The 22,609-nt window shown below is 72.6% G+C and carries 24 protein-coding genes; 12 read left to right on the forward strand and 12 right to left on the reverse strand.

The window, feature by feature from the left end; genetic code table 11:
- Nucleotides 1-4: 4 nt before the first annotated feature.
- The 3 genes from ASF78_RS05820 to ASF78_RS05830 all read right to left on the reverse strand — a co-directional run bounded on the left by ASF78_RS05820 (nt 5) and on the right by ASF78_RS05830 (nt 2,719).
- On the reverse strand, nt 5-394 hold the full coding sequence (locus ASF78_RS05820) for a hypothetical protein (RefSeq protein ID WP_156374049.1): 390 nt from the start codon (nt 392-394) through the stop codon (nt 5-7).
- 13 nt (nt 395-407) lie between these two features.
- Entirely contained in the window at nt 408-1,397 is a 990-nt protein-coding gene (locus ASF78_RS05825) for a malate dehydrogenase (protein WP_056585664.1), read from the reverse strand.
- Between the two features lie 104 nt (nt 1,398-1,501).
- The gene (locus ASF78_RS05830) at nt 1,502-2,719 is read right to left on the reverse strand and encodes an NADP-dependent isocitrate dehydrogenase (RefSeq protein WP_056585665.1); all 1,218 of its coding nucleotides are present in this window, start codon (nt 2,717-2,719) and stop codon (nt 1,502-1,504) included.
- Between the two features lie 272 nt (nt 2,720-2,991).
- Here ASF78_RS05830 and ASF78_RS05835 point away from each other — a divergent pair, with 272 nt between their 5' ends.
- A complete protein-coding gene (locus ASF78_RS05835; RefSeq protein WP_056585667.1) occupies nt 2,992-4,062 on the forward strand; it encodes an aquaporin in 1,071 nt (356 codons plus the stop codon).
- Between the two features lie 64 nt (nt 4,063-4,126).
- Here the strand turns inward: ASF78_RS05835 and ASF78_RS05840 are convergent, their stop codons facing one another.
- Nucleotides 4,127-4,480, reverse strand: a complete 354-nt coding sequence (locus ASF78_RS05840) for a DUF3017 domain-containing protein (RefSeq protein WP_235518406.1) — start codon at nt 4,478-4,480, stop codon at nt 4,127-4,129.
- A gap of 131 nt (nt 4,481-4,611) precedes the next feature.
- Here ASF78_RS05840 and ASF78_RS05845 point away from each other — a divergent pair, with 131 nt between their 5' ends.
- A complete protein-coding gene (locus ASF78_RS05845; protein ID WP_235518407.1) occupies nt 4,612-5,874 on the forward strand; it encodes an NAD(P)/FAD-dependent oxidoreductase in 1,263 nt (420 codons plus the stop codon).
- Nucleotides 5,875-5,877: 3 nt separating this feature from the next.
- On the opposite strand, the gene purH is transcribed toward ASF78_RS05845, so the two are convergent.
- Nucleotides 5,878-7,473, reverse strand: coding sequence for a bifunctional phosphoribosylaminoimidazolecarboxamide formyltransferase/IMP cyclohydrolase (gene purH, locus ASF78_RS05850; RefSeq protein ID WP_056585673.1), 1,596 nt, complete (start codon nt 7,471-7,473; stop codon nt 5,878-5,880).
- 204 nt (nt 7,474-7,677) lie between these two features.
- On the opposite strand from purH, the gene ASF78_RS05855 reads away from it, so the two are divergent.
- Complete coding sequence (locus tag ASF78_RS05855) at nt 7,678-8,469, forward strand: alpha/beta fold hydrolase (protein ID WP_056588240.1); 792 nt, start codon at nt 7,678-7,680, stop codon at nt 8,467-8,469.
- Between the two features lie 15 nt (nt 8,470-8,484).
- The gene (locus ASF78_RS05860) at nt 8,485-9,276 is read left to right on the forward strand and encodes a MerR family transcriptional regulator (protein WP_056585675.1); all 792 of its coding nucleotides are present in this window, start codon (nt 8,485-8,487) and stop codon (nt 9,274-9,276) included.
- 58 nt (nt 9,277-9,334) lie between these two features.
- On the opposite strand, the gene purN is transcribed toward ASF78_RS05860, so the two are convergent.
- Entirely contained in the window at nt 9,335-9,925 is a 591-nt protein-coding gene (gene purN / locus ASF78_RS05865) for a phosphoribosylglycinamide formyltransferase (protein ID WP_056588244.1), read from the reverse strand.
- 139 nt (nt 9,926-10,064) lie between these two features.
- Between purN and ASF78_RS05870 the strand changes: the two genes are divergently transcribed.
- The gene (locus ASF78_RS05870) at nt 10,065-10,592 is read left to right on the forward strand and encodes a hypothetical protein (RefSeq protein WP_056585677.1); all 528 of its coding nucleotides are present in this window, start codon (nt 10,065-10,067) and stop codon (nt 10,590-10,592) included.
- Nucleotides 10,593-10,598: 6 nt separating this feature from the next.
- On the opposite strand, the gene ASF78_RS05875 is transcribed toward ASF78_RS05870, so the two are convergent.
- From ASF78_RS05875 to sucC, 3 genes are all read right to left on the reverse strand, one after another.
- On the reverse strand, nt 10,599-11,882 hold the full coding sequence (locus tag ASF78_RS05875; RefSeq protein ID WP_056585678.1) for a DUF6350 family protein: 1,284 nt from the start codon (nt 11,880-11,882) through the stop codon (nt 10,599-10,601).
- Nucleotides 11,883-11,990: 108 nt separating this feature from the next.
- The gene (gene sucD / locus ASF78_RS05880) at nt 11,991-12,866 is read right to left on the reverse strand and encodes a succinate--CoA ligase subunit alpha (RefSeq protein ID WP_056585680.1); all 876 of its coding nucleotides are present in this window, start codon (nt 12,864-12,866) and stop codon (nt 11,991-11,993) included.
- 42 nt (nt 12,867-12,908) lie between these two features.
- Nucleotides 12,909-14,090, reverse strand: a complete 1,182-nt coding sequence (gene sucC, locus ASF78_RS05885) for an ADP-forming succinate--CoA ligase subunit beta (protein ID WP_056585681.1) — start codon at nt 14,088-14,090, stop codon at nt 12,909-12,911.
- Between the two features lie 224 nt (nt 14,091-14,314).
- Here sucC and ASF78_RS05890 point away from each other — a divergent pair, with 224 nt between their 5' ends.
- The 3 genes from ASF78_RS05890 to ASF78_RS05900 all read left to right on the forward strand — a co-directional run bounded on the left by ASF78_RS05890 (nt 14,315) and on the right by ASF78_RS05900 (nt 16,024).
- A complete protein-coding gene (locus ASF78_RS05890; protein WP_056585684.1) occupies nt 14,315-15,007 on the forward strand; it encodes a uridine kinase in 693 nt (230 codons plus the stop codon).
- A 256-nt stretch (nt 15,008-15,263) separates the two neighbouring features.
- The gene (locus tag ASF78_RS05895; protein ID WP_056585686.1) at nt 15,264-15,476 is read left to right on the forward strand and encodes a hypothetical protein; all 213 of its coding nucleotides are present in this window, start codon (nt 15,264-15,266) and stop codon (nt 15,474-15,476) included.
- Nucleotides 15,476-16,024 (forward strand): Clp protease N-terminal domain-containing protein, encoded by a 549-nt coding sequence (locus ASF78_RS05900; protein WP_056585687.1) that lies wholly within the window; start codon nt 15,476-15,478, stop codon nt 16,022-16,024. The genes ASF78_RS05895 and ASF78_RS05900 overlap by 1 nt, the downstream gene beginning before the upstream one ends.
- Before the next feature lie 52 nt (nt 16,025-16,076).
- Here the strand turns inward: ASF78_RS05900 and pcrA are convergent, their stop codons facing one another.
- The 3 genes from pcrA to ASF78_RS05915 are packed head-to-tail and all read right to left on the reverse strand — an operon-like array spanning nt 16,077 to nt 19,427.
- On the reverse strand, nt 16,077-18,518 hold the full coding sequence (gene pcrA, locus ASF78_RS05905) for a DNA helicase PcrA (RefSeq protein WP_056585689.1): 2,442 nt from the start codon (nt 18,516-18,518) through the stop codon (nt 16,077-16,079).
- A 59-nt stretch (nt 18,519-18,577) separates the two neighbouring features.
- Nucleotides 18,578-19,060 (reverse strand): DUF456 domain-containing protein, encoded by a 483-nt coding sequence (locus ASF78_RS05910; RefSeq protein WP_056585691.1) that lies wholly within the window; start codon nt 19,058-19,060, stop codon nt 18,578-18,580.
- Between the two features lie 19 nt (nt 19,061-19,079).
- Nucleotides 19,080-19,427 (reverse strand): hypothetical protein, encoded by a 348-nt coding sequence (locus ASF78_RS05915; protein WP_056585693.1) that lies wholly within the window; start codon nt 19,425-19,427, stop codon nt 19,080-19,082.
- Nucleotides 19,428-19,533: 106 nt separating this feature from the next.
- Between ASF78_RS05915 and ASF78_RS05920 the strand changes: the two genes are divergently transcribed.
- From ASF78_RS05920 to ASF78_RS05935, 4 genes are read left to right on the forward strand one after another with little or no spacing between them, the layout of a single operon-like run.
- Nucleotides 19,534-20,286, forward strand: a complete 753-nt coding sequence (locus ASF78_RS05920) for an SDR family oxidoreductase (RefSeq protein ID WP_056585695.1) — start codon at nt 19,534-19,536, stop codon at nt 20,284-20,286.
- Between the two features lie 15 nt (nt 20,287-20,301).
- Nucleotides 20,302-20,877, forward strand: a complete 576-nt coding sequence (locus tag ASF78_RS05925; RefSeq protein ID WP_056585697.1) for a TetR/AcrR family transcriptional regulator — start codon at nt 20,302-20,304, stop codon at nt 20,875-20,877.
- Nucleotides 20,878-20,881: 4 nt separating this feature from the next.
- Nucleotides 20,882-21,859, forward strand: a complete 978-nt coding sequence (locus tag ASF78_RS05930; RefSeq protein ID WP_056585699.1) for an NADPH:quinone oxidoreductase family protein — start codon at nt 20,882-20,884, stop codon at nt 21,857-21,859.
- Nucleotides 21,856-22,587 (forward strand): glucose 1-dehydrogenase, encoded by a 732-nt coding sequence (locus ASF78_RS05935; protein ID WP_056585701.1) that lies wholly within the window; start codon nt 21,856-21,858, stop codon nt 22,585-22,587. Before ASF78_RS05930 ends, ASF78_RS05935 begins: the two co-directional genes overlap by 4 nt.
- Nucleotides 22,588-22,609 lie beyond the last annotated feature (22 nt).

Consider the following 22,609-nt stretch of genomic DNA (forward strand, 5'->3'; position numbering starts at 1 on the left):
CGCCTCAGACCCGTCGGGTGCGGACGAACAGCACGACCCCGACGACGACCACGACCACGCCCACGAGCACGTACGGCCACGGGTTCGACTGCACGACACACGCGGACGCACCGGTCACCCCCTCGCTGCAGAACGTCCCCGGGCCTCGCCGGTTCAGCCACGCGAGCGCGAACGGGAGGGCGGCCAGGCCCGTGACGACGCCGAGCTGCGCGGGCTGCAGGCCCTGCCGCACGACGAGCAGACCGCCGACGAGCAGCAGCGCCAGCGCGACGAACAGCCCGCCCGGGATCCCGAGCCCGAAGCCTGCGCCGATGCCCGCACCGAGCAGCACCCACCCGAGGAACGCCGCGACGCCCGTGCCGGGACGCGAGACATGCACTTCCTCGGCCCACATGGTGAGCAGCAGCTCAGAGCAGGCCCAGCGCCTGCACCGCGTCGCGCTCCTCGACGAGCTCCGCGACGGACGCATCGATCCGGGACCGCGAGAACTCGTCGACCGTCAGGTCGGGGACGATCTGCCAGCGACCGTCGACCGCCGTCACCGGGAACGACGAGATGAGCCCCTCGGGCACACCGTAGGAGCCGTCCGACACGATGCCCGCCGAGGTCCAGTCGCCCGCGGGAGTGCCGTGCACCCAGGTGTGCACGTGGTCGATGGCCGCGTTGGCCGCCGACGCCGCCGACGACGCCCCGCGCGCCTCGATGATCGCCGCACCCCGCTTGGCCACCGTCGGGATGAACGACTCACGCACCCACGCGTCGTCGCCCACGACCTCGAGCGCGGGCCGCCCGCCCACCGTGGCGTGCGACAGGTCGGGGTACTGCGTCGCGGAGTGGTTGCCCCAGATGGTCAGCCTCGCGATGTCCCCGACCTTCGCGCCGGTCTTCGTCGCCAGCTGCGACACCGCGCGGTTGTGGTCCAGGCGCGTCATGGCCGTGAAGCGCTCACGCGGGACGTCCGGCGCGTGCGACGCCGCGATGAACGCGTTCGTGTTGGCGGGGTTGCCGACGACGAGCACCCGCACGTCGTCCGCGGCACCGGCGTTGATGGCCGCACCCTGGGGCTTGAAGATGCCGCCGTTGGCCGACAGCAGGTCGCCGCGCTCCATGCCGGCCGTCCTCGGTCGCGCCCCGACGAGGAGCGCGACGTTGACGCCGTCGAACGCGGCCGTCGCGTCGTCGTAGATCTCGACGCTGTCCAGCGTGGTGAACGCGCAGTCGTCGAGCTCCATCGCGGTGCCCTCCGCCGCCTTGACGGCCTGCGGGATCTCCAGCAGGCGCAGGCGCACCGGCGTGTCGGGGCCGAGCAGCTGGCCGGACGCGATGCGGAAGAGCAGCGCGTAGCCGATCTGCCCGGCAGCTCCGGTGACGGTGACGGTGACGGGCGAGCTGGCCACGGAACGGGCTCCTTCGATCGGCGACGACGGCGCCCTCACGCTACCCCGCAGACGACGGACGGCGCCCACCCTGGTCGGGTGGACGCCGCCTCTCGTGAGCCAGGTCAGGCGAGCTTGGCCGCCAGGTTGGCGTCGAGCGTCGCGAGGAACTCCTCGGTGGTCTGCCACGCCTGGTCGGGGCCGACGAGGGCCGCGAGGTCCTTCGTCATGGCACCGGACTCGACGGTCTCGATGACGACCTGCTCGAGCGTCTCGGCGAACTGCGTCACCTCGGGGGTGCTGTCCAGCTTGCCGCGGTGCTTCAGGCCACCGGTCCAGGCGTAGATCGACGCGATCGGGTTGGTCGACGTCGGCTTGCCGGCCTGGTGCTGGCGGTAGTGACGCGTGACGGTGCCGTGCGCGGCCTCGGCCTCGACGGTCTTGCCGTCGGGCGTCATGAGCACGGACGTCATGAGGCCGAGCGAGCCGAAGCCCTGCGCGACGGTGTCGGACTGCACGTCGCCGTCGTAGTTCTTGCAGGCCCAGACGTAGCCGCCCTCCCACTTCATGGCCGCGGCGACCATGTCGTCGATGAGGCGGTGCTCGTACGTGAGGCCGGCGGCCGCGAAGTCGGCGGCGTACTCGGCGTCGAACACCTCCTGGAAGATGTCCTTGAACGCACCGTCGTAGGCCTTGAGGATCGTGTTCTTCGTCGACAGGTACACCGGGTAGCCGCGCTGCAGGCCGTACGCGAACGAGGCCCGCGCGAAGTCGCGGATCGAGTCGTTGAAGTTGTACATGCCCATGGCCACGCCGCCGCCGTCGGGGTACGTGACGACGGTCTGGTTGATCGGCTCCGAGCCGTCCGCGGGCGTGTACGTCAGCGTCAGCGTCCCGGCGCCGGGGACCTTGAAGTTGGTCGCCTTGTACTGGTCGCCGTGGGCGTGACGGCCGATGATGATCGGCTTGTTCCAGCCCGGCACCAGGCGCGGGATGTTGCTGATGATGATCGGCTCGCGGAAGACGACGCCGCCGAGGATGTTGCGGATCGTGCCGTTGGGCGAGACCCACATCTTCTTCAGGCCGAACTCCTCGACGCGCGCCTCGTCGGGCGTGATCGTCGCGCACTTGACGCCGACGCCGTGCTCCTTGATGGCGTTCGCCGCGTCGATGGTCACCTGGTCGTCGGTGGCGTCGCGGTGCTGGATCGACAGGTCGTAGTAGCGCAGGTCGATGTCGAGGTACGGGTGGATCAGGCGGTCCTTGATGAACTGCCAGATGATGCGCGTCATCTCGTCGCCGTCGAGCTCGACGACCGGGCCGACAACCTTGATCTTCGCCATGCGGGGATCTCCTGTGCTGGGGACGGAAGGGGGCACGGCACGGGTGCTGCGGGGTGCCGGCGCGGGTCCGGGGACAAGATTACTCGACGTCGAGAGATCTGCGTGAGTCCGCCCCTCGGCGCTCCCCGTGACCGAATCCGCCGGGACTGGCATGCTGGCACCCGCCAGGGGCACGACGCCGACCCACCGCGTTCGCCACGACCGCACCGCCGGACGTGGCACGCTCCGCGCGCACCGCCCTTCCACCGACGAATACTGACGACAGGATCGACATGTCACAGGACAACCCCGACAAGGCCGCAGGCTCCCCGGAGCCCGACGAGGCCACCGCCGGCACGCCCACACCCGAGGAGGCGACGGCAGCAGCAGACGCCGACGCCACCGCGCCCGCCGCCGCCGAGCCGGTCGCGGCGGAGCCGGTCGCCGCCGCGCCGGTCGCCGCCCCCGACGAGGACGAGGACGAGGACGTCGTCGTCGAGGAGCTCGACGCCTACGTCGTCCCCGCGGGCACGGTCGTCGTGACGGGCCCGAGCCTGGTCGCCCGCCTCGGCGCCGAGGCGTTCGGCACGTTCGCGCTCGTCCTCGTGGGCCTGGGCATCGCGCTGTACACCGGCCTGAGCCAGCTGAACGGCCTCGCGGTCGCGCTCGGCTTCGGCCTCGCGGTGCTCGCGGCGATCATCGCGGTCGGCCACGTCTCGGGCGGCCACTTCAACCCGGCGGTGACGCTCGGTGCAGCGATCGGTGGCCGCACAGCCTGGAAGGACGTCCTTCCCTACTGGCTCGCGCAGCTGGTCGGCGGCATCCTCGCGGCCGCGATCCTGTTCATCACGATCCCGAGCACCCTGCCGAGCCTGATCGCGCAGGGCCAGGAGGGCGCCTCCGCGCGCACCTTCTTCACCAGCGTCGCCAACGGCTTCGGCGAGCACTCGCCGCTGGCCACCCTGTCGCAGGGCCAGGTCGAGTTCTCCCTGGTCACCGCTCTGCTGGTCGAGATCGTCGCCGCCGCGGTGTTCGTCGGCATCATCCTCGGCGCCACGGACCGCCGCTCCGCCAACGTGCAGGCACCGTTCGCCATCGGCCTGGCGCTCGCGGTGCTCATCCTCGTCGCCATGCCCGTCACCAACGCGTCGCTCAACCCGGCGCGCTCGTCGGCAGCGGCGATCTTCTCCGAGGGCTGGGCCCTCAGCCAGCTCTGGCTGTTCTGGGTCGCCCCGCTGGTCGGCGCGGCCCTGGCCGGGCTGATCTACCGCGCGTTCGCCGCGGAGCCGGCCGAGGACAACCTGCTCGAGGAGGACGACGCGTACGTCACGACGGACGACGTCCTCGTGGTCTCGGAGCGCTGACAGCGCGCCTGACCCCGCACGACCGGACGCCCGGGACCTTCGCGGTCCCGGGCGTCCGTGCGTGTCAGCGAGGCAGGATCTGCGCGAGCACCGTCAGTCCCGCCCCCAGCAGGACGAGCACGGCGACGTCCAGCGCCCGGGCGCGCACGGTGATGGCGACGGGACCCGGTGACGGCAGCACGGCGCGCAGCACGGCGCACACGAGCACGACTCCCGCGAGGACGAACGCACCCGCGCGGGTGCCGACGACGAGCGCCACGACCGTGGCGACGACGATGCCGGAGCTGGTCCACCACAGCGACACGTTGCGCGCGGCGTCGAGCGACGCCCGTGCGATGGCCCGCGGGTCCAGGGGAACCTGCTCGACGGGGATCGGGCCCGTGGACGGGGGCAGGTCGCGAGCCGGCCAGTCAGGCACAGGAGCCTCCTGACGGACAGGGTCGACGGTGTGCGGGTGAGCGCCAGTGGCGCGGCGTACCCCGGCTGCCCCGCTCATGCGCTCCTTCACCATCTCGCTCGTGCCTCCCGACGGGAGACTACCGTTGCGAGGTGACCGACCGGACCCACGACGACCACCTGGACTTCCGACCACCCGGTGAGGTGCTCGTCGTCGGGGCCGGTCTGGCGGCCACGCAGACGGTCGCGGCGCTGCGTGAGCGGGGGTACGACGGACGGGTCGTGGTCCTCGGTGCCGAGGGGGTCGCCCCGTACGACCGCCCGCCGCTGTCGAAGCACCTCCTCGACCGGCCGCGTCCGACGTGGCTCGCCGACGAGCTCGGTGCCGACCTGCTGACCCTCGCGGACGAGGTCCACCTGAGCACCCCGGCACGGGCCCTCTCACTGTCCGGGGCCCGCCCGCAGGTGCTCACCGACGACGGCCCCGTGACCGCGGACACCCTCGTGGTGGCCAGCGGCGCGCACGCGGTCCGCCCACCGGGCTGGGAGGCGGCCCTGACCCTGCACACGGCGGCCGACGCCGAACGGCTCCGCGAAGCGCTCGTGCCGGGCGCCCGGCTCGTCGTGATCGGCGCGGGGTGGATCGGCGCAGAGGTCGCGGGCGTCGCCGCCGCAGCCGGTGTCGAGGTCGTCGTGGTCGAGGCGAACGGGTGCCCGCTCGCGGCAGCGCTCGGCTCGACCGTCGGGGAGCTGACCGCACCCTGGTACGCCGCGGCGGGCGTCCGGCTCCTGACCGGAGAGCACGTGGTCGAGGTCGGTACCAACGGGGTGGGCCTCGCGGACGGCAAGCTGCTCGCCGCCGACGTCGTGCTCGCGGCGGTGGGTGCGCGCCCGACGACCGACTGGCTGGCCGGTGCGCTGCCCCGGGAGCCCGACGGTTCGCTACGGGTCGACGAGCACCACCGGGTCGTCGGCGCGCCGCGCAGCGTCCGGGCGGTCGGCGACGTCGCGCTCCGTCGCTCCCCACGCCACGGGTGGGTTCCCGGCGGGCACTGGGACGGCGCGCTCCGCGGACCGGCCGGGCTCGTCGCGGACCTGCTGGGCAGCCCGGACGAGGGCACCGACGTGGCGCCGTACGTGTTCTCGACGCAGCTGGGCCACGAGCTCGCCCTGTTCGGCAGCCCGCACGTCGACGACGAGGTCGTCCTGCGCGGGGACCCGGCCGCCGCCGGGGAGGGCTGGGGTGCGCTGTGGTTCCGGCGGGGTTCCGACGAGGTGGGCGCGATCCTCACGGTCGACCGGCCGCGCGACGTCGGCGCCGCGCGGAGGCTGTTCACCGCGACGGGACTGCCCCGGCTCGACCGCACGCTGGCGCTCGACCCGGGGCGGCCCCTGCGGGAGGCGTCCCTCGTGTAGTGCTCAGTGCGCGAAGTGCCGGGTGCCCGTGAGGTACAGCGTCACCCCGGCGGCCTGCGCCGCGGCGACGACCTCCTCGTCCCGGACCGATCCGCCCGGCTGCACGATCGCGCGCACGCCGGCGTCGATGAGGACCTGCGCACCGTCGGCGAACGGGAAGAACGCGTCCGAGGCAGCCACGGCACCGCGGGCCCGCTCGGTGTCCCCCGCGTTGGCGCGCTCGACCGCGAGCCGGCACGAGTCGACGCGGTTGACCTGCCCCATCCCGACACCCACCGAGGCTCCGGCGTCGGCGAGCAGGATCGCGTTCGACTTCACGGCCCGCACGGCCCGCCACGCGAACGTGAGGTCGGCGAGCGTCGCGTCGTCGGCCGCGGCCCCGGCCGCCCGGGTCCAGCCCGACGGGTCGTCGCCGGCCGCGTCCACCTGGTCGAGCTCCTGCACGAGCAGGCCGCCGCTGACGGCACGGCGCTCGGTGCGCACGCCGTCCACGGGGGTCACCTGCAGGAGCCGGATGTTCTTCTTGCGCGCGAGGATCTCGATCGCCTCGGGCTCGAACCCGGGCGCCACGACGACCTCGGTGAACACGGGCGCGATCTGCTCCGCGGCGGCGGCCGTGAGGGTGCGGTTGGTCGCGATGACGCCGCCGAACGCGGAGACCGGGTCGCACGCGTGCGCCTTCGCGTGGGCGTCGGCGACGTCGGTGCCCACCGCGATGCCGCACGGGTTGGCGTGCTTGATGATCGCGACGGCGGGGTCGGCGTGGTCGTGCGCCGCACGCCACGCGGCGTCGGCGTCGACGTAGTTGTTGTAGCTCATCGCCTTGCCGTGCAGCTGCTGCGCTCCGGCCAGCCCGCGTCCCGCCGCGCCGTCGGGCGTCAGGTAGAGCGCCGCCTGCTGGTGCGGGTTCTCCCCGTAGCGCAGCACCTCCCCGCGCACCCAGGTGGTCCCCGTGAACGCCGGGAAGCCGGAGCCCGCAGCCTCCTCGTCCGGCGCGTAGTCGGCGGCGAACCAGCTGGCGACCGCGGCGTCGTACGCGGCGGTGTGCGCGAACGCGTCCGCCGCGAGCAGGCGACGCGCACCGATCGTGAACCCGCCTGCCTCGACGGCGGCCACGACCTCGGTGTACCGCGCGGGGTCGACGACGACCGCGACGCTCGGGTGGTTCTTCGCCGCCGCACGGACCATCGACGGACCGCCGATGTCGATCTGCTCCACGCACTCGTCCGGACCGGCACCGGACGCGACGGTCGCCGTGAACGGGTAGAGGTTGACGACGACCAGCTCGAACGGCGCGATGCCCAGCTCGTCCAGCTGCGCGAGGTGCTCCGGCAGGCGCGTGTCCGCGAGGACACCCGCGTGCACGCGCGGGTGCAGGGTCTTGACCCGGCCGTCGAGGCACTCGGGGAAGCCGGTGAGCTCCTCGACGCGCGTGACCGGGACGCCGGTGGCGGCGATCGTCGCGGCGGTCGAGCCGGTGGAGACGATCTCGACACCGGCCGCGTGCAGGGAGGTCGCCAGCTCGGTCAGTCCGGTCTTGTCGTAGACGCTGACGAGGGCGCGACGGACGGGTCGCTGGTTCTTCTCAGGGGAGGACATGCGCGGCGGCTCCTGATGCAGGGTCGGCTAGGGCGGACCCATGCACCCAGGCGGGCGGTGCGAGGCGGGGCACTGCGGCCGCTCCCCGGTGGTTGCACCCACCTGCGCCAGTCACGACCGGGGTCGAGTCTAGCCGAACGGGGCTTGACCCTGACGCAGCGTCACACCTGCACGCTGGATCGCACGACGCAGAACGGAGGCACCATGATCGACACGACCTCGGCCCCGCCCTGGAGCGGCATGGTGCCGGTCGACGACACTGCTCTGGCCGTCACCGACTCGGGTGGCTCCGGCACGCCGGTGGTCTACCTCAACGGCCAGTTCGCGACCCAGGGCTACTGGCGGCGGGTCGTCGCCGAGCTCGGGCGGGACTGGCGGCACATCACGTTCGACGAGCGAGCCCGTGGGCGCAGGTCCGGACGTTCGGCGGACTACTCGTTCGAGGCCGCCGTCCGCGACGTCGACGCCGTCCTCGACGCGCGAGGCGTCGACCGGGCGCTGGTGGTGGGGTGGTCGTACGGCGCCTTCGTCGCCGCACACTGGGCGAGCCGCCACCCCGACCGGACGATCGGCGCCGTGCTGGTCGACGGAGCCCAGCCGCACGACTGGCTCACGGACGAGATGGAGCAGGGGATCCGCACGGCCTTCCGTCGACTCCAGTGGCTGATGGTGCCCCTCCGCGTGACGGGACTCACGCCGCGCATGACCGCCCGGGAGATGGCGGAGTGCAACATCGACGTCGGCAGGCTCGCGCGTGAACGGGAGCTCGGCCCGGTGATGGACAGGATCACGGTCCCGACCCGATACGTCCTCGCCTCCGGGACGTCGTTCGGCAGCACGGGGGACGGGCAGGAGAGAATCCGCGCCAGCGTGCCCGCGGTGGCCGAGCGCAACCCGCACATCACCCTGCACGCCAAGGTGGCGAGCACGCACGGCGCGATCCTGCGCAAGGACTTCCGGTCGATCGCCGAGGCGGTCCGCGGCGTCGCCACCTGAGGCAGGCTGAGGCCCATGCTCACGATCGGCCAGCTGGCCTCCTACGCCGGGGTGACGGTGCGGACGGTCCGGCACTATCACCAGATCGGCCTGCTCGCCGAGCCCGGTCGCGACCACTCCGGCTACCGCAGCTACGACGCGGCCGCCGTCGTGCGGCTGGTCCGGATCCGCGTGCTGGCGGATGCGGGCGTGCCCCTCGCTCGGGTGCAGGAGCTCCTCGTCGCCGACCCCGACGAGTTCGCCCGAGCGGTCGAGGAGATCGACAAGGCCCTGAGCGCCGACATCCGTCGCCTCCAGAGCAACCGCGAGCGGATCTCCCGGCTCGCTGCCGGGGATCACCTGGCTCTCCCCCAGACAGTCGTGGACTACCTGGACCGGCTGCGGGGGCTCGGCGTCGGCGAGACGTACATCGAGCTCGAGCGGGACGCGTGGATCATGCTCGCCCCGCAGATTCCGCTCGACATCGAGTCCGTGATCGCCGCGAAGAACCGGCAGCTGGACGAGGACCCGGACCTGACCCGCCTCTACCGCCTCCTCAGCTCCGTGTCCGAGTGGTCGGCCGACGATCCGCGGGTCGTCGAGCTCGCCGACATCATCGAGAGCCTCCGTGTCCGCGCTGTGCAGAGCGGTGCGGTGGAGATCGGTGACGCCGATGCGTCGGACCCTTTCGCGGTCCTGCTGGACGCAGCCATGGCCGAGTCCACGCCGGTCGCCCGACGGCTGCTGGCGATCCTCGAGCAGCGCGGGTGGCGCGGCTGGACGCAGCTCGAACGTGTCCCCGAGGACCGGATTCCCCGCGGTCCCTGAGACCCCACCGCGTGCCCCGCACCCGACGACACGGCGCCCGGCCCGGCGGCGCGAGCGCTCAGGAGCGTCCGACGATCGCGTGCCGGCCCTCGACCCGCAGCCCGTCACGGGCGACGCGACCGACCCACTCCACGAGCAACGGCTGCTCGACGGCCTTGATCCGCTCGTGCAGGGTCGCCTCGTCGTCGTCGGGCTCCACCGCGACCGTCGCCTGCGCGAGGATCGGCCCCGTGTCGACGCCCTCGTCGACCACCATGACGGTGCAGCCGGTGACCTTGACCCCGTACGCGAGCGCGTCCCGCACCCCGTGCGCACCGGGGAACGACGGCAGGAGCGCAGGGTGGGTGTTGACGATCCGTCCACCGAAGCGCCCGAGGAACGTGTCCCCGAACAGCTTCATGAACCCGGCCAGGACGATCAGGTCGGGCGAGAACACGGCGACCGTCTCCGCGACGGCGGCGTCCCAGGACGCGCGGTCGTCGAAGTCCTTGATCGACACGACCGCCGTCGGGATGCCCGCCTCGCGCGCGATCTCCAGCGCCCGGATGTTGCCACGGTCCGCGACCACCGCCACCACGCGCGCACCGTAGGCGGGGTCGTCGTGGGCGGCCAGCAGCGCCGCCAGGTTCGAGCCGGTACCGGAGACCATGACCACCAGCCGACCGGTCCCGCGGGTGGCCGGGGCGGGGCGCTGAGGCGTCTCGTGCGTCACGCGCCGACCCTACCGGCGGACGGCTCGCGACGGACGGACCGTCCGGCGCCGGGCATCCGTGGGCGAGAATGCACGCGTGAGCAACCCGTACGCGCCGCCCGAGAACCGTCCCGGCACACCGGACGACGCCCCGGTCCAGGACGCCCCCGTGTGGCCGCCCGCCGGAGGCGCGCCACAGGCTCCGGTCGTCCCGGAGCGGCCGCCGGCCGACCCGGAGGGCGCCGCACGCGCCACGAGCCTCACGCGTCTGTTCGCGGTGCTCGTGCTCGCATCCGTTCTCGTGGCCACCCTCCGGCTGCCCTGGCAGGCTGCCGCTCTCCCGTTCGTGCTCGCGGCGGTCGTGGTCGGTGTCCGCGCGGTGGTGGTCGCCCTTCGCGCCCGGGCGCGGGGACTCGCACCCGTGCTCGCCGTCGGGCTGGTCATCTCCCTGCTCTGGACCTTCAGCCTGCTGGTCCAGCTGGCCCCGTGGCAGGCGCAGCAGGACAAGCAGGACTGCCTCGCACGCGCCCTGACGATCGGGGCGAGGAGCGCCTGCGAGACGCAGTTCGAGAAGGACCTCGACGACCTGTACACCTCTCTGACCGAGCGCAGCACCGGCTCCTGAGCCGCGTCAGGTCGGGTCGCGCCGGACCAGCGCGCGCAGGCCCCGACCGATCTCCGAACGCAGCAGCGCGTCGCCCGGCAGCGCGACGAGCAGGGACCCGGCGAGCACCCCGGCGCCCCCCAGCAGCCCGACGACACCTCCCTGCGCGCCGACCTCCGCCAGCCGGTCCGGGCCGATCCCGCCGCTCGCCAGGGTGACGAGGATCGTGACGATGACGGCGACACCCGCCGCAGCCGTGGCGCACGCGAGCGCCGTGTCCCACCACCGCTGCGGCGTCAGACGGCGGTGGACGTAGAGCCCCACCAGAGCTCCGACGGCCACGAGCGCGAGCGGGACCAGGGCAGTCGCGGGTCCGACCACGTCGGAGGACGGGAGCGCGCCGAGCATCGGCACCGCGGGCAGCGCCCCGCCGACGACGTCGTCGGGTGCGAAGTGCGTCCCCTCACCGACCGCGAACCCCGCACCCGTCAGCCAGGAGAGCGCCCACACCACCAGGTTCGGCAGGTAGGCGAGCTCCGCGACGGCCAGGACCACGCCGCCGACGGCGTCGAGCCCGAGCCCGCGCACGACGTCGCCGATGGTGGCTCGTCCCGCCACGACCCACAGTGCGGTCACCAGTGCGGCGACGAGGACCAGCGCCGCCGACCCGAGCACCCCGCCGGTCGCACCGGTCCGCACGGGTGCCGGGCAGCGGGACCACGCGGGCCGGGTCAGCATGCGGAGCGACGGCGCCTCCGGGCGGGCGAGCAGACCGGCGCCGAGACCGGTCGCGGACACCGCGGCACCGCCCGCGAACGCACGCGCCAGGTCCGCGCCCTCGACCCCGGTGACCAGGGCGAGCAGCACGGCGACCACGGTGTACGTCGCGACGCCCGCCGCGTACCCCGACCAGGTGGCGAGCCCGGACCGGCGGGCCGAGGCGTAGCAGACGAAGAGCGCGACCGCCGTCACCCCGAGCGGCACGAGGGTCACGACGACCGGACCCACGTGTGCCGGGACCCCGTGCCCGAGCAGCCAGAGCGCCGACCCGACGCCGACCGAGCGGAACCAGCCGACCCCGCTGTTCGACGGGTCCGCCGAGGTCGCGACGTACGCCGCGACGGCGGGGAGCGTGAGGACGAGGAACGAGAGGAGCGCGGCCTGCAGCGCGGACAGGACGCCTGCGACCCAGCGCGGCGCACCGTCGAGGGCGCTCGTGAAGAACGTGGGCGTCGGGTCGTCGGACAGCGTGCGGCGACGCCGACGGTCGATGACGGGGGTTCCCCCCGTGCGGGGGCCGGTGGCGCTCACCGTGCCATGGTCGCTGGCGGGCTCGCCGGAGCGACGAACCCGGTGCGGCGCGTCGGCGTCCGGGTACGCGAAAGGCGCCGGTCCGCGGACCGGCGCCTCTCGGACGGGCTAGGAGAGCAGCTGGCGCGCGAGCTCGGCCGTCTCGGACGGCGTCTTGCCGACCTTGACGCCCGCGGCCTCGAGGGCCTCCTTCTTGGCCTGCGCGGTGCCCGACGAGCCGGAGACGATGGCGCCGGCGTGGCCCATGGTCTTGCCCTCGGGAGCCGTGAACCCAGCGACGTAGCCGACGACGGGCTTGGTGACGTGCTCGGCGATGTAGGCCGCGGCGCGCTCCTCGGCGTCGCCACCGATCTCGCCGATCATCACGATGACCTCGGTGTCGGGGTCCGCCTCGAACGCCGCGAGGGCGTCGATGTGCGTGGTGCCGATGATCGGGTCGCCGCCGATGCCGATGGCCGTCGAGAAACCGAAGTCCCGCAGCTCGTACATCATCTGGTAGGTCAGCGTGCCGGACTTCGACACCAGGCCGACGCGGCCGGGACCCGTGATGTCCGCCGGGATGATGCCGACGTTGGACTTGCCGGGGCTGATCAGGCCGGGGCAGTTGGGGCCGATGAGCCGCACGCCCTTGTCCAGCGCGAGCGCGAAGAACTCGGCGGTGTCGGCCACCGGGACGCCCTCGGTGATGATGACGACGAGCGGGATGCCGGCCTCGATCGCCTCGACGACCGCGGCCTTGGTGTGGGCCGGCGGCACGAAGACGACGGAGACGTCGGCACCGGTGGCGTCCATGGCCTCGGCCACAGAGCCGAACACGGGGACGTCGGTCTCACCGAACGCGACAGAGGTACCCGCCTTGCGGGGGTTCACCCCGCCGACGACGGACGTGCCGGACGCGAGCATGCGGGTCGTGTGCTTCTGGCCCTCGGAACCCGTCATGCCCTGGACGATGACCTTGGATGCCTCGGTCAGGAAGATCGCCATGGTGGTGTCTGCTTCTCTCTGCGTCTGTCTCGGTCAGCGGTCTCAGGCAGCGGCGTGGGCGAGCTCGGCCGCCTTGTCGGCGCCGCCGTCCATCGTGTCCGCGATCGTGACCAGCGGGTGACCGGCCTCGGCGAGGATGCGACGACCCTCGAGCACGTTGTTGCCGTCCAGGCGGACGACCAGCGGCTTGGAGGCCTCGTCGCCGAGGATCTCGAGGGCCGCCACGATGCCGTTGGCGACGGCGTCGCACGCCGTGATGCCGCCGAACACGTTGACGAACACGGCCTTGACCTGCGGGTCCGTGAGGATGATGTCCAGGCCTGCGGCCATGATCTCGGCGCTGGCGCCGCCGCCGATGTCCAGGAAGTTGGCCGGCTTCACGCCACCGTGCGCCTCACCGGCGTACGCGACGACGTCGAGCGTGCTCATCACGAGCCCGGCACCGTTGCCGATGATGCCGACCTCGCCGTCGAGCTTGACGTAGTTGAGGTCCTTCTCCTTGGCGCGCGCCTCGAGCGGGTCCGCCGCGTCGGCGTCCTCGAGCTCGGCGTGCTCCGGGTGCCGGAAGTCGGCGTTCGCGTCGAGCGTGACCTTGCCGTCGAGCGCGACGATCTCGCCGTCCTCGGTGAGCACCAGCGGGTTCACCTCGACGAGCGTGGCGTCCTCGCTGCGGTAGACGGTCCAGAGCGTCTGCAGGACCGCCGCGACCTTGGGCGCGATCTCGGCATCGAAGCCGGCGGCCGCCACGATCTCGTCGGCCTTCGCCTGGTCGATGCCCGTGCGCGGGTCGACCGCGACCTTGGCGAGCGCGTCGGGACGCTCCACCGCGAGCTGCTCGATGTCCATGCCGCCCTCGACCGAGCACATCGCCAGGTAGCGGCGCTCGGCGCGGTCGAGCAGGAGGGAGAAGTAGAACTCGGTGGCGATCTTGGCGCCGGCCGCGATCATCACGCGGTGGACCGTGTGGCCCTTGATGTCCATGCCGAGGATCTCGGTGGCCTTCTCGGCCGCCTCGTCCGCGGACCGGGCCAGCTTGACGCCGCCCGCCTTGCCGCGGCCACCGACCTTGACCTGCGCCTTCACCACGACGACGCCGGGCTGGCCGCCCAGGAGCTGCTCCGCGCCGGCGCGAGCCTCCTCGGGAGTCGTGGCGACGACGCCGCCGAGCACGGGGACGCCGTGCTTCTCGAAGATGTCACGTGCCTGGTACTCGAACAGGTCCACCTGGTCTGGGTCCTCTCATCACCGGCGTTCGACGGCCTCTGTGCGGCCGAAACGCCCCGGTCGATGGTAGCGGGCACCCACAGATATCTTCACATCGAGAGATGTGGCGTACGCGACGCTGAATCGTCCACACATTCTCCGCAACCCCTCCCCCGAAACGTCCCGATCCGCTACGTTCCCCGCATGGATCCGGATGCGGTCGTGGCTGCACTGCCTCACGCCCGATGAGCGCCCCCTCGGACACGGCGCCCACGGCGTCCGTCGCGCGCCTCGCCGTGCTGCGGGAGGTGGCGCACAGGATCGCCGACCCCCGCGCGCTCGGCCGCCCCGTCCTCGTCGGGATCGACGGCATCGACGGCGCGGGCAAGACCAGGTTCGCCGACGAGCTCGCCGCCGAGCTCCTGCGCGAAGGGCGCACCGTCGTGCGAGTCAGCGTCGACGGTTTCCACCGCCCTCGCGACGAGCGCTACCGTCGCGGCCGGCACTCCCCGGAGGGCTTCTGGGCGGACTCCTACGACTACGACGCCTTGCGCACCCAGGTCCTGGAGCCGTTCGCGCCCGGCGGGTCCCGGCGCTTCCGTCGGGCGGTGCGCGACGTCGCGACGGACACCGCACTGGACCTCCCGCGCGAGCACGGCACGGACAGCACGGTGCTCGTCGTCGACGGGATCTTCCTGCACCGCGACGAGCTGGCCGCCTGGTGGGACTTCTCGGTGTACCTCGACGTCGACTTCGCGGAGACGTTCGCCCGCATGGCCGTCCGTGACGGGTGCTCACCGGACCCGACCCACCCCGCCAACACCCGGTACGTCGAGGGGCAGCGCCACTACCTCGCCGCGTGCCGGCCGGCGTCCCGCGCCACGGTCGTCATCGACAACCGCGTCCTGACCCACCCCCAGGTCATCCCTCACCCCTGACCCCACGTCGGGTCGGACGTCCGCGAGCGCGCGGTCGTCCGCGGGGATGCGAACACCCGTCCCCCCGGACGTCCGCAGATCCGGTCGTCCCGACGCGCGACTGTGCGGACGCAAGGCCTCCCATCCCCGGACGTCCGCAGATCCGGTCGTCCCGACGCGCGATTGTGCGGACACATCGCCGTGCTAGCAGGCTGCAGAACGAGTCCCGTGTCAACATCGGTTGACGTTTCTGGGGTGTCAATGTAAGTTGACGACCATGTCCGATGAGCTCATGACCGCAGCCGCCAGCGCGGCCGAGCCTGCCGACGGTCTGCGTGCCGTCCGGTCGCTCCGGGCGCTGGCCGACCGGCTGGAAGCCCTGCACGTCGAGCGCGCCCGGCGGCTCGGGTGGTCCTGGCAGCAGGTCGCCACCGCCCTCGGGGTCTCCCGGCAGGCGGTCCACAAGAAGTACGGGAAGAGGTTCGGCTGATGTTCGAGAGATTCGCCAAGGACGCCCGCGAGGCCGTCGTCCACGCCCAGGACGAGGCACGCACGCTCGGTGCGGACCGGATCGGGCCCGAGCACGTGCTGCTGGGTGCGGTGCGGACACCGGGCACGGTCGCTGCACAGGCACTGGGCCGTCTGGGTGTCAGCCATGCCACCCTGCTCGCCGCGGTCCGCGCCCTGCCCGCGCACACCATCGACGCCGACGCACTGGCGGGGATCGGCGTCGACCTGGAGGCCGTCCGGGCACAGGTCGAGGCGTCGTTCGGTCCGGGAGCGCTCGACGCCGTGAGCACGTCGGCCACCCCCAAGGGGCACGTGCCGTTCGACGCCGACGCCAAGAAGCTGCTCGAGGTCGCGCTGCGTGAGGCCATCCGCTGCAAGCACCGCCGGATCGACAGCGGCCACCTGCTGCTCGCGGCCGTCCGGCTGGACGACACCACCGCCTACCGCGCGCTCGCCGCGGTCGGCGTCGGACCGGCCGCGGTGCGCGAGGCCGTCACCGCCGTGTGGACCGAGGTGCCGGTCGGCTGACGACCTGGACGCTCGCGACGGTCCCGCGGACCCGCGCGTGGGTGTCGGCGCGTCAGAGCTTGGTGACCGGGGAGAACCGCAGCAGCAACCGCTTGACGCCGTCGGTGCCGAAGTCGACCTTGGCCACCGCGTTCGGGCCGGCCCCTTCGAGCGCGATGACGGTGCCCAGACCGTAGGAGTCGTGCGTGACGCGGTCCCCCACCGCGAGCTGCGGAATGGCGGAGTCGGGCCGCGGCTTCGCGGAGCCGAACGTCGCCCCGGTGGACGGCAGCACCGGACGCGCCTCGCGCTCGACCCTGGGCGCCGACGACGCCCGGTAGCCACCACCGCCGGAGCCGTAGCCCGAGCCCCACCCGCCGCGCAGCTGCGAGGTGGACGACTCGCGCCGCCGCCAGTCGATGAGGTCGTCCGGCAGGTCGTCGAGGAACCGGCTGGGCGGGAACTCGTTGGGCACGCCCCAGGCAGTACGGACAGCGGCGCGCGAGATGTACAGACGCTCACGCGCTCGCGTCAGCCCCACGTACGCAAGCCGGCGCTCCTCCTCGAGCTGCTGCGAGTCCGACAAGGACCGCTGGTGCGGGAAGGTGCCGTCCTCCATCCCGGTGAGGAAGACGACGGGGAACTCCAGGCCCTTGGCGGTGTGCAGGGTCATCAGCGTGACCACGCCCGGGTCCGGGCGGGCCTCACCGTCGTCGTCCCCACCGTCGTCGTCCGGGATCTGGTCGGAGTCCGCGACGAGCGAGACGCGCTCGAGGAAGTCGGCGAGGACCCCCTCGGGGTCGCTCTGCTCGAACTCCGAGGCCACCGCGTGCAGCTCGGCCAGGTTCTCCACCCGGGAGCCGTCCTGCGGGTCGTCGCTGGCCCGCAGCTCGGCGAGGTAGCCGGAACGCTCGAGCACGGCGCCCAGGACCTCGGCGGGGCCGGCGCTGGCGGCGAGCGTGCGCAGGTCGGTCATCATCGCCGCGAACGCCGACAGCCCGGTGATCGCGCGGGTCCCCAGGCCAGGGACCTCGTCCAGCCGGTCGAGCGCCGCGCCGAACGAGATGCGCTCGCGCTCGGCGTACGACGCGACCATCGCCTCCGACCGGTCCCCCAGCCCGCGCTTGGGCACGTTGAGGATGCGACGCACGCTGACGTCGTCGTCGGGGTTGTCGAGGGCGCGCAGGTACGCGACCGCGTCCTTGATCTCCTTGCGCTCGTAGAAGCGCGTGCCGCCGACCACCTTGTACGGCAGCCCGACGCGGATGAGCACCTCTTCCAACGCCCGGGACTGCGCGTTCGCGCGGTAGAACACGGCGACGTCGCCGGGCCGGACGCCGTCGGAGTCCCCCAGCCGGTCGATCTCCTCGGCGACGAACCGGGCCTCCTCGTGCTCGGTGTCCGCGACGTACGCGACGATCTGCGCACCCGCACCCGAGTCGGTCCAGAGACGCTTGTTCTCCCGGCCGGGGTTCCGGCTGATCACCGCGTTGGCGGCCGAGAGGATGGTCTGCGTCGACCGGTAGTTCTGCTCCAGCAGGATGGTCCGCGCGTCCGGGTAGTCCACCTCGAACTCCAGGATGTTCCGGATCGACGCACCCCGGAACGCGTAGATCGACTGGTCCGCGTCACCGACGACCGTCAGCTCCCCGCGCGGCAGCTCCATGTCGGTCGAGTCGTCGACGATCCCCCGCGACGAGCCGACGAGCTCGCGCACCAGCGCGTACTGCGCGTGGTTGGTGTCCTGGTACTCGTCGACCAGCACGTGCCGGAACCGGCGCCGGTAGTGCTCCGCGACGGCCGGGAACGCCCGCAGCAGGTGGACCGTCGTCATGATCAGGTCGTCGAAGTCGAGGGCGTGCGCCTGCTTCAGCCGCGCCTGGTAGCGCGTGTAGACCTGCGCGAGCGCGGTGTCGAAGTCGTTGGCCGCGCCGCCACCGGACGTCGCGGCGAACGTCTCCGGGTCGACGAGCTCGTCCTTGAGCGAGGAGATCTTGTTCTGCAGCGCCTTCGCCGGGTACCGCTTGGGGTCGAGGTCCAGCTCCCGCGCGACCAGCGTGAGCAGGCGCTGCGAGTCGGCGGAGTCGTAGATCGAGAAGCTCGACCGCAGGCCCAGGGTCCCGGCCTCCCGGCGCAGGATCCGCACGCACGCGGAGTGGAACGTGGACACCCACATGCGGCCGGCGGCCGGCCCGACGAGCCCTTCGACTCGCTCGCGCATCTCGGCGGCGGCCTTGTTGGTGAACGTGATCGCGATGACCTCACCGGCGCGCGCCCGGCCGGTGGCCAGCAGGTACGCGATGCGGTTGGTCAGCACGCGCGTCTTGCCCGAGCCGGCGCCCGCGACGATCAGCAGCGGTCCGCCCTGGTGCAGGACAGCCTCCCGCTGCTGCGGGTTGAGGCCGCGGAGCAGGGCCTCCGCCTCGGTGCGGCGACGGGCCGCGGCCACCTCGCCCGAGGGGTCCGCGGAGGCACCCGGGATGGGCAGGGCGAGGTTCTCGAAGAGCGACGTCATGGCCCCTCCAGGATAGGCGCCGGGACCGACAGACCGGTGCTGCCTGTGGAGCGCGCCGGTCAGGTCAGCGCGAGCGCGGTCAGCCAGGCACCCGTGGACACGAGGGCCGCGGCGAGCTCCACCAGGATGGTCAGGCCCGTGGCCTGCAGCGCCGCCACGGTGGCCCGCCACGCGGGTCGCGGCTCGCGCGAGCGCAGCCACTCGGCGAGGTAGATCCCGAGCACGAAGCCGACGAACAGGCCGACCACGGGAATCACGAAGAACCCGATCACGCCCGCGATCCCGCCCCAGATCAGCGTGGAGGACGGCACGCCCGCGCGCTTGAGGTGCCGGCCCGCCAGCAGGTACTTGCCGATACCCGCGAGCACGGTGACGACCACCGTGATCGCGACGACCGTCCACCCCGCGGCACCCCCGGTGACGACGCCCCAGACGACGATCGCGCCGGCGACCAGCAGGCCACCGGGCAGCACCTGGACGACGACGCCGAACAGCCCGACGAGCACGACGAGCCCGACGAGGAGGTCACCCACGGAGTTCACGGGGTGGACGGTACCGTCCTCAGCGCCAGAGGACCGCGATCGCGACGTTCAGCGCGGTGAGACCGGCGATGGCGCCGAGGTAGCCGGTGGTCACGCGTGACGGCTTGCGCACCCCGAGGATCACGAGCGTGGCCACGACGAGCGCGACGACGAGCTTGACGGCGATCTTCGTCGTGTTCGGCTCGTGGCCGGCCAGGCCGGCGGACGCGATGCCGACGATGAGGATGCCGGTGACCAGCGCGGTGAGGATGCCGTGCAGGACACCCGTGGCGATCTTCGGCGTGCGCAGGTTGACCAGGGTGCCGCCGAGCACGATGGCCCAGCCGAGCAGGTGGAGGACGACGAGCAGGTTGTAGACGAGATCCATGCCGCGCAGCCTATCCGTATCTGACGCAGAGTCAGAAAACGACGGACGGGAGATGCGCTACTGTCTGGCGACATACCGAACAGTCGGTATCGAGAAGGGTGCAGGGATGCGCAGGTTCGAGGGCAGGGTCGCCCTGATCACCGGGGCGAGCCGCGGGATCGGTCTGGCCGTGGCAGAGCGGCTGGTGTCCGAGGGCGCCTCCGTCGTCATCACCGGACGCAAGCCGGAGTCGCTCGCAGCGGCCGTCGAGCAGCTCGACGCGATCGCCGCCGGTCATGCCGTCGGCATCGCGGGCAGGGCCGACGACGCGGAGCACCGCGCGGACGTGTTCGCCCGGGTCACCGAACGGTTCGGCCACCTCGACCACCTGGTCAACAACGCCGGCATCAACCCGGCGTACGGCCCGGCGCTCGAGATCGAGAGCGCGGTCGTCCGCAAGATCCTCGAGGTCAACGTGGTCGCCGCCCTCGACTGGACACGGTCCGCCGTCGAGGCAGGGCTGAGCCGCTCGATCGTGAACACCGGCTCGGTGGCGGGCCTGTCGGCCAGCCCGGGCGTCGCGTTCTACGGCGTGTCCAAGGCCGCGCTGCTCAACCTCACGCAGCAGCTCGCCGTCGAGCTGGCACCCGGCCTCCGCGTCAACGCGGTCGCTCCCGCCGTGGTCCGCACGCGGCTCGCCCAGGCGCTCTACGAGGGCGACCGTGAGGCGGCGCTCGCGAAGGTCTACCCGCTCGGCCGCATCGGCGAGCCCGAGGACGTCGCCGGCCCGGTCGCGTTCCTGCTCTCCGACGACGCCGCATGGATCACCGGTCATACGCTCACCATCGACGGCGGCGCCAGCGCCGTCGCCGTCGGCTAAGAGAGGCACACACCCATGGCAACCTCCAGCGTCGTCGACGACATCACGCGGGCGGCCGTCGACCTGTTCTCCACCCAGGGGTACGCCAACACCTCGGTGCAGCAGATCGTCGAAGCGGCCGGCGTCACCAAGGGCGCGATGTACCACTACTTCGAGTCGAAGGACGACCTCCTCTTCTCGGTCTACGAGCGGATGCTCTCGCTGCAGACGAGCCACCTCGAGGAGATCGTCGGCCGCGGGGCACCGACCGCGCAGACGCTGCACGACGTGTGCGTCGACGTCATCGAGACGTCGATCGACTTCCTGCCCGAGGGGACCGTCTTCTTCCGCAGCGTGCACATGCTCTCCGAGCCGCGCCAGAAGGAGGTCACGCGTCGCCGCCGGCAGTACCACGACGTGTTCGCGAGCCTCATCGAGCGTGGCCAGGAGGAGGGCCTGTACCGCACGGACGTCCCGCGCGCCGTCCTGGTCGCCCACTTCTTCTCCGACGTGCACTACCTGTCGAACTGGTACTCCCCCGAGGGTCCCGAGGACAAGGTGCTCCTCGCGCAGCAGCTGACCGACCTCTTCCTCGTCGCGATCAGGGCCTGAGCGGGTGCGCGCCTGGCAGGTGGCCCGCTACGGCGAGCCCGCAGAGGTCCTCGAGGTCGCCGACGTGCCGGACCCGACGCCCGGCCCCGGCCAGGTGCTCGTCCGCGTGCGTGCCGTCGCGGTCAACTTCCCCGACGTGCTGCTCGCCCGCGGCGAGTACCAGGTGCGGCCGCCGCTGCCCTTCTCCCCCGGGATCGAGCTGTGCGGCGAGGTGGTCGCGCTCGGCGACGGCGTCACCCGCGCGGCGCTCGGTGACCGTGTCGTGGCGTCGCGGATCGGCGTGCTCTCCGAGCTCGCCGTGCTGGACGAGCGGGAGGTCTTCCCCGCGCCCGCAGCGCTGGACGACGCCGAGGCTGCGGCCCTGACGATCGGGTACCAGACCGCCTGGTTCGGCCTGCACCGGCGGGCAGCCCTGCAGCCGGGCGAGACCCTGCTGGTGCACGCGGCGGCCGGAGGCGTCGGTACGGCTGCCGTGCAGCTCGGGGCGGCCGCGGGTGCGCGGGTGATCGGGGTCGTCGGCGGCGCGGCGAAGGCGGAGGTCGCACGGAAGGCCGGCGCGGACGTCGTCGTCGACCGGTCGGTCCAGGACGTCGTCGCCGTGGTGAAGGCGGAGACCGGGGGTGCAGGCGCCGACGTGGTGTTCGACCCCGTCGGCGGGACCGCGTTCGAGCAGTCCACCAAGTGCATCGCGTTCGAGGGGCGGATCGTCGTCGTCGGGTTCGCGGGCGGGACGATCCAGGCCGTCAACGCCGGACATGCGCTGGTGAAGAACTACGGCGTGCTCGGCCTGCACTGGGCGCTCTACGCGCAGCGCCGGCCCGAGCTGGTCGACGCCGCGCACGTCGAGCTGACCCGGCTGGTCGACGCGGGGAGCATCCGGCCCGTCGTCGGCGAGGTCGTCGCGTTCGAGGACGCCGCCGCGGCGGTGCAGCGGCTCGCGGACGGCGCCACGACAGGCCGCCTCGTGGTGCGCGTCTCATGAGGCTCGAGGGGCGGGTCGCGATCATCAGCGGCGGCGCTCGCGGGCTCGGTGCGGCGTTCGCGCGTGCCCTGCACGCCGCCGGCGCGAGCGTGGTGATCGCGGACCTGCTCGTGGACGACGCCGGGGCGCTTGCCGCCGAGCTCGGCGACCGCGCGCTCGCCACCCACCTGGACGTCACCTCGCCGGAGAGCTGGGCAGCCACGGTGGACGCCACCCGGAACGCGTTCGGCACCGTCGACGTGCTGGTGAACAACGCGGGCATCGCGAACGCCGGGCCGATCGACCACTACCCCCTGGCGAAGTGGGACGCCGTCATCGCGGTCAACCTCACAGGGGTGTTCCTGGGCGTGCAGGCGGTGGTCCCGACGATGAAGGCGGCCGGCCGCGGGTCGATCGTCAACATCTCGTCGGTCGAGGGCATGCTCGGCGGCTCCCACCTGCACGGCTACGTGGCCTCCAAGTTCGGCGTACGCGGCCTGACCAAGTCGCTCGCGGTGGAGCTGGGCCCCGACGGGATCCGGGTCAACTCCGTGCACCCGGGATTCGTCCGGACGACGATGACGTCGCGCCTGGACCCGACCGCGGTGCCGATCCCCCTGGGCCGCCCGGCGCTCCCGGCGGACGTCGCGGGCACCGTGGTGTTCCTCGCGAGCGACGACTCGGCCTACACGACGGGCACCGAGCTGGTGGTCGACGGGGGCATGATCGCGGGCGTCCCGCACTCGTAGAACCCCTGAGGAAGTGCGTGAT

It is taken from the genome of Cellulomonas sp. Leaf334, assembly GCF_001424195.1.
In the GTDB taxonomy this organism is placed as follows: Bacteria; Actinomycetota; Actinomycetes; order Actinomycetales; family Cellulomonadaceae; genus Cellulomonas.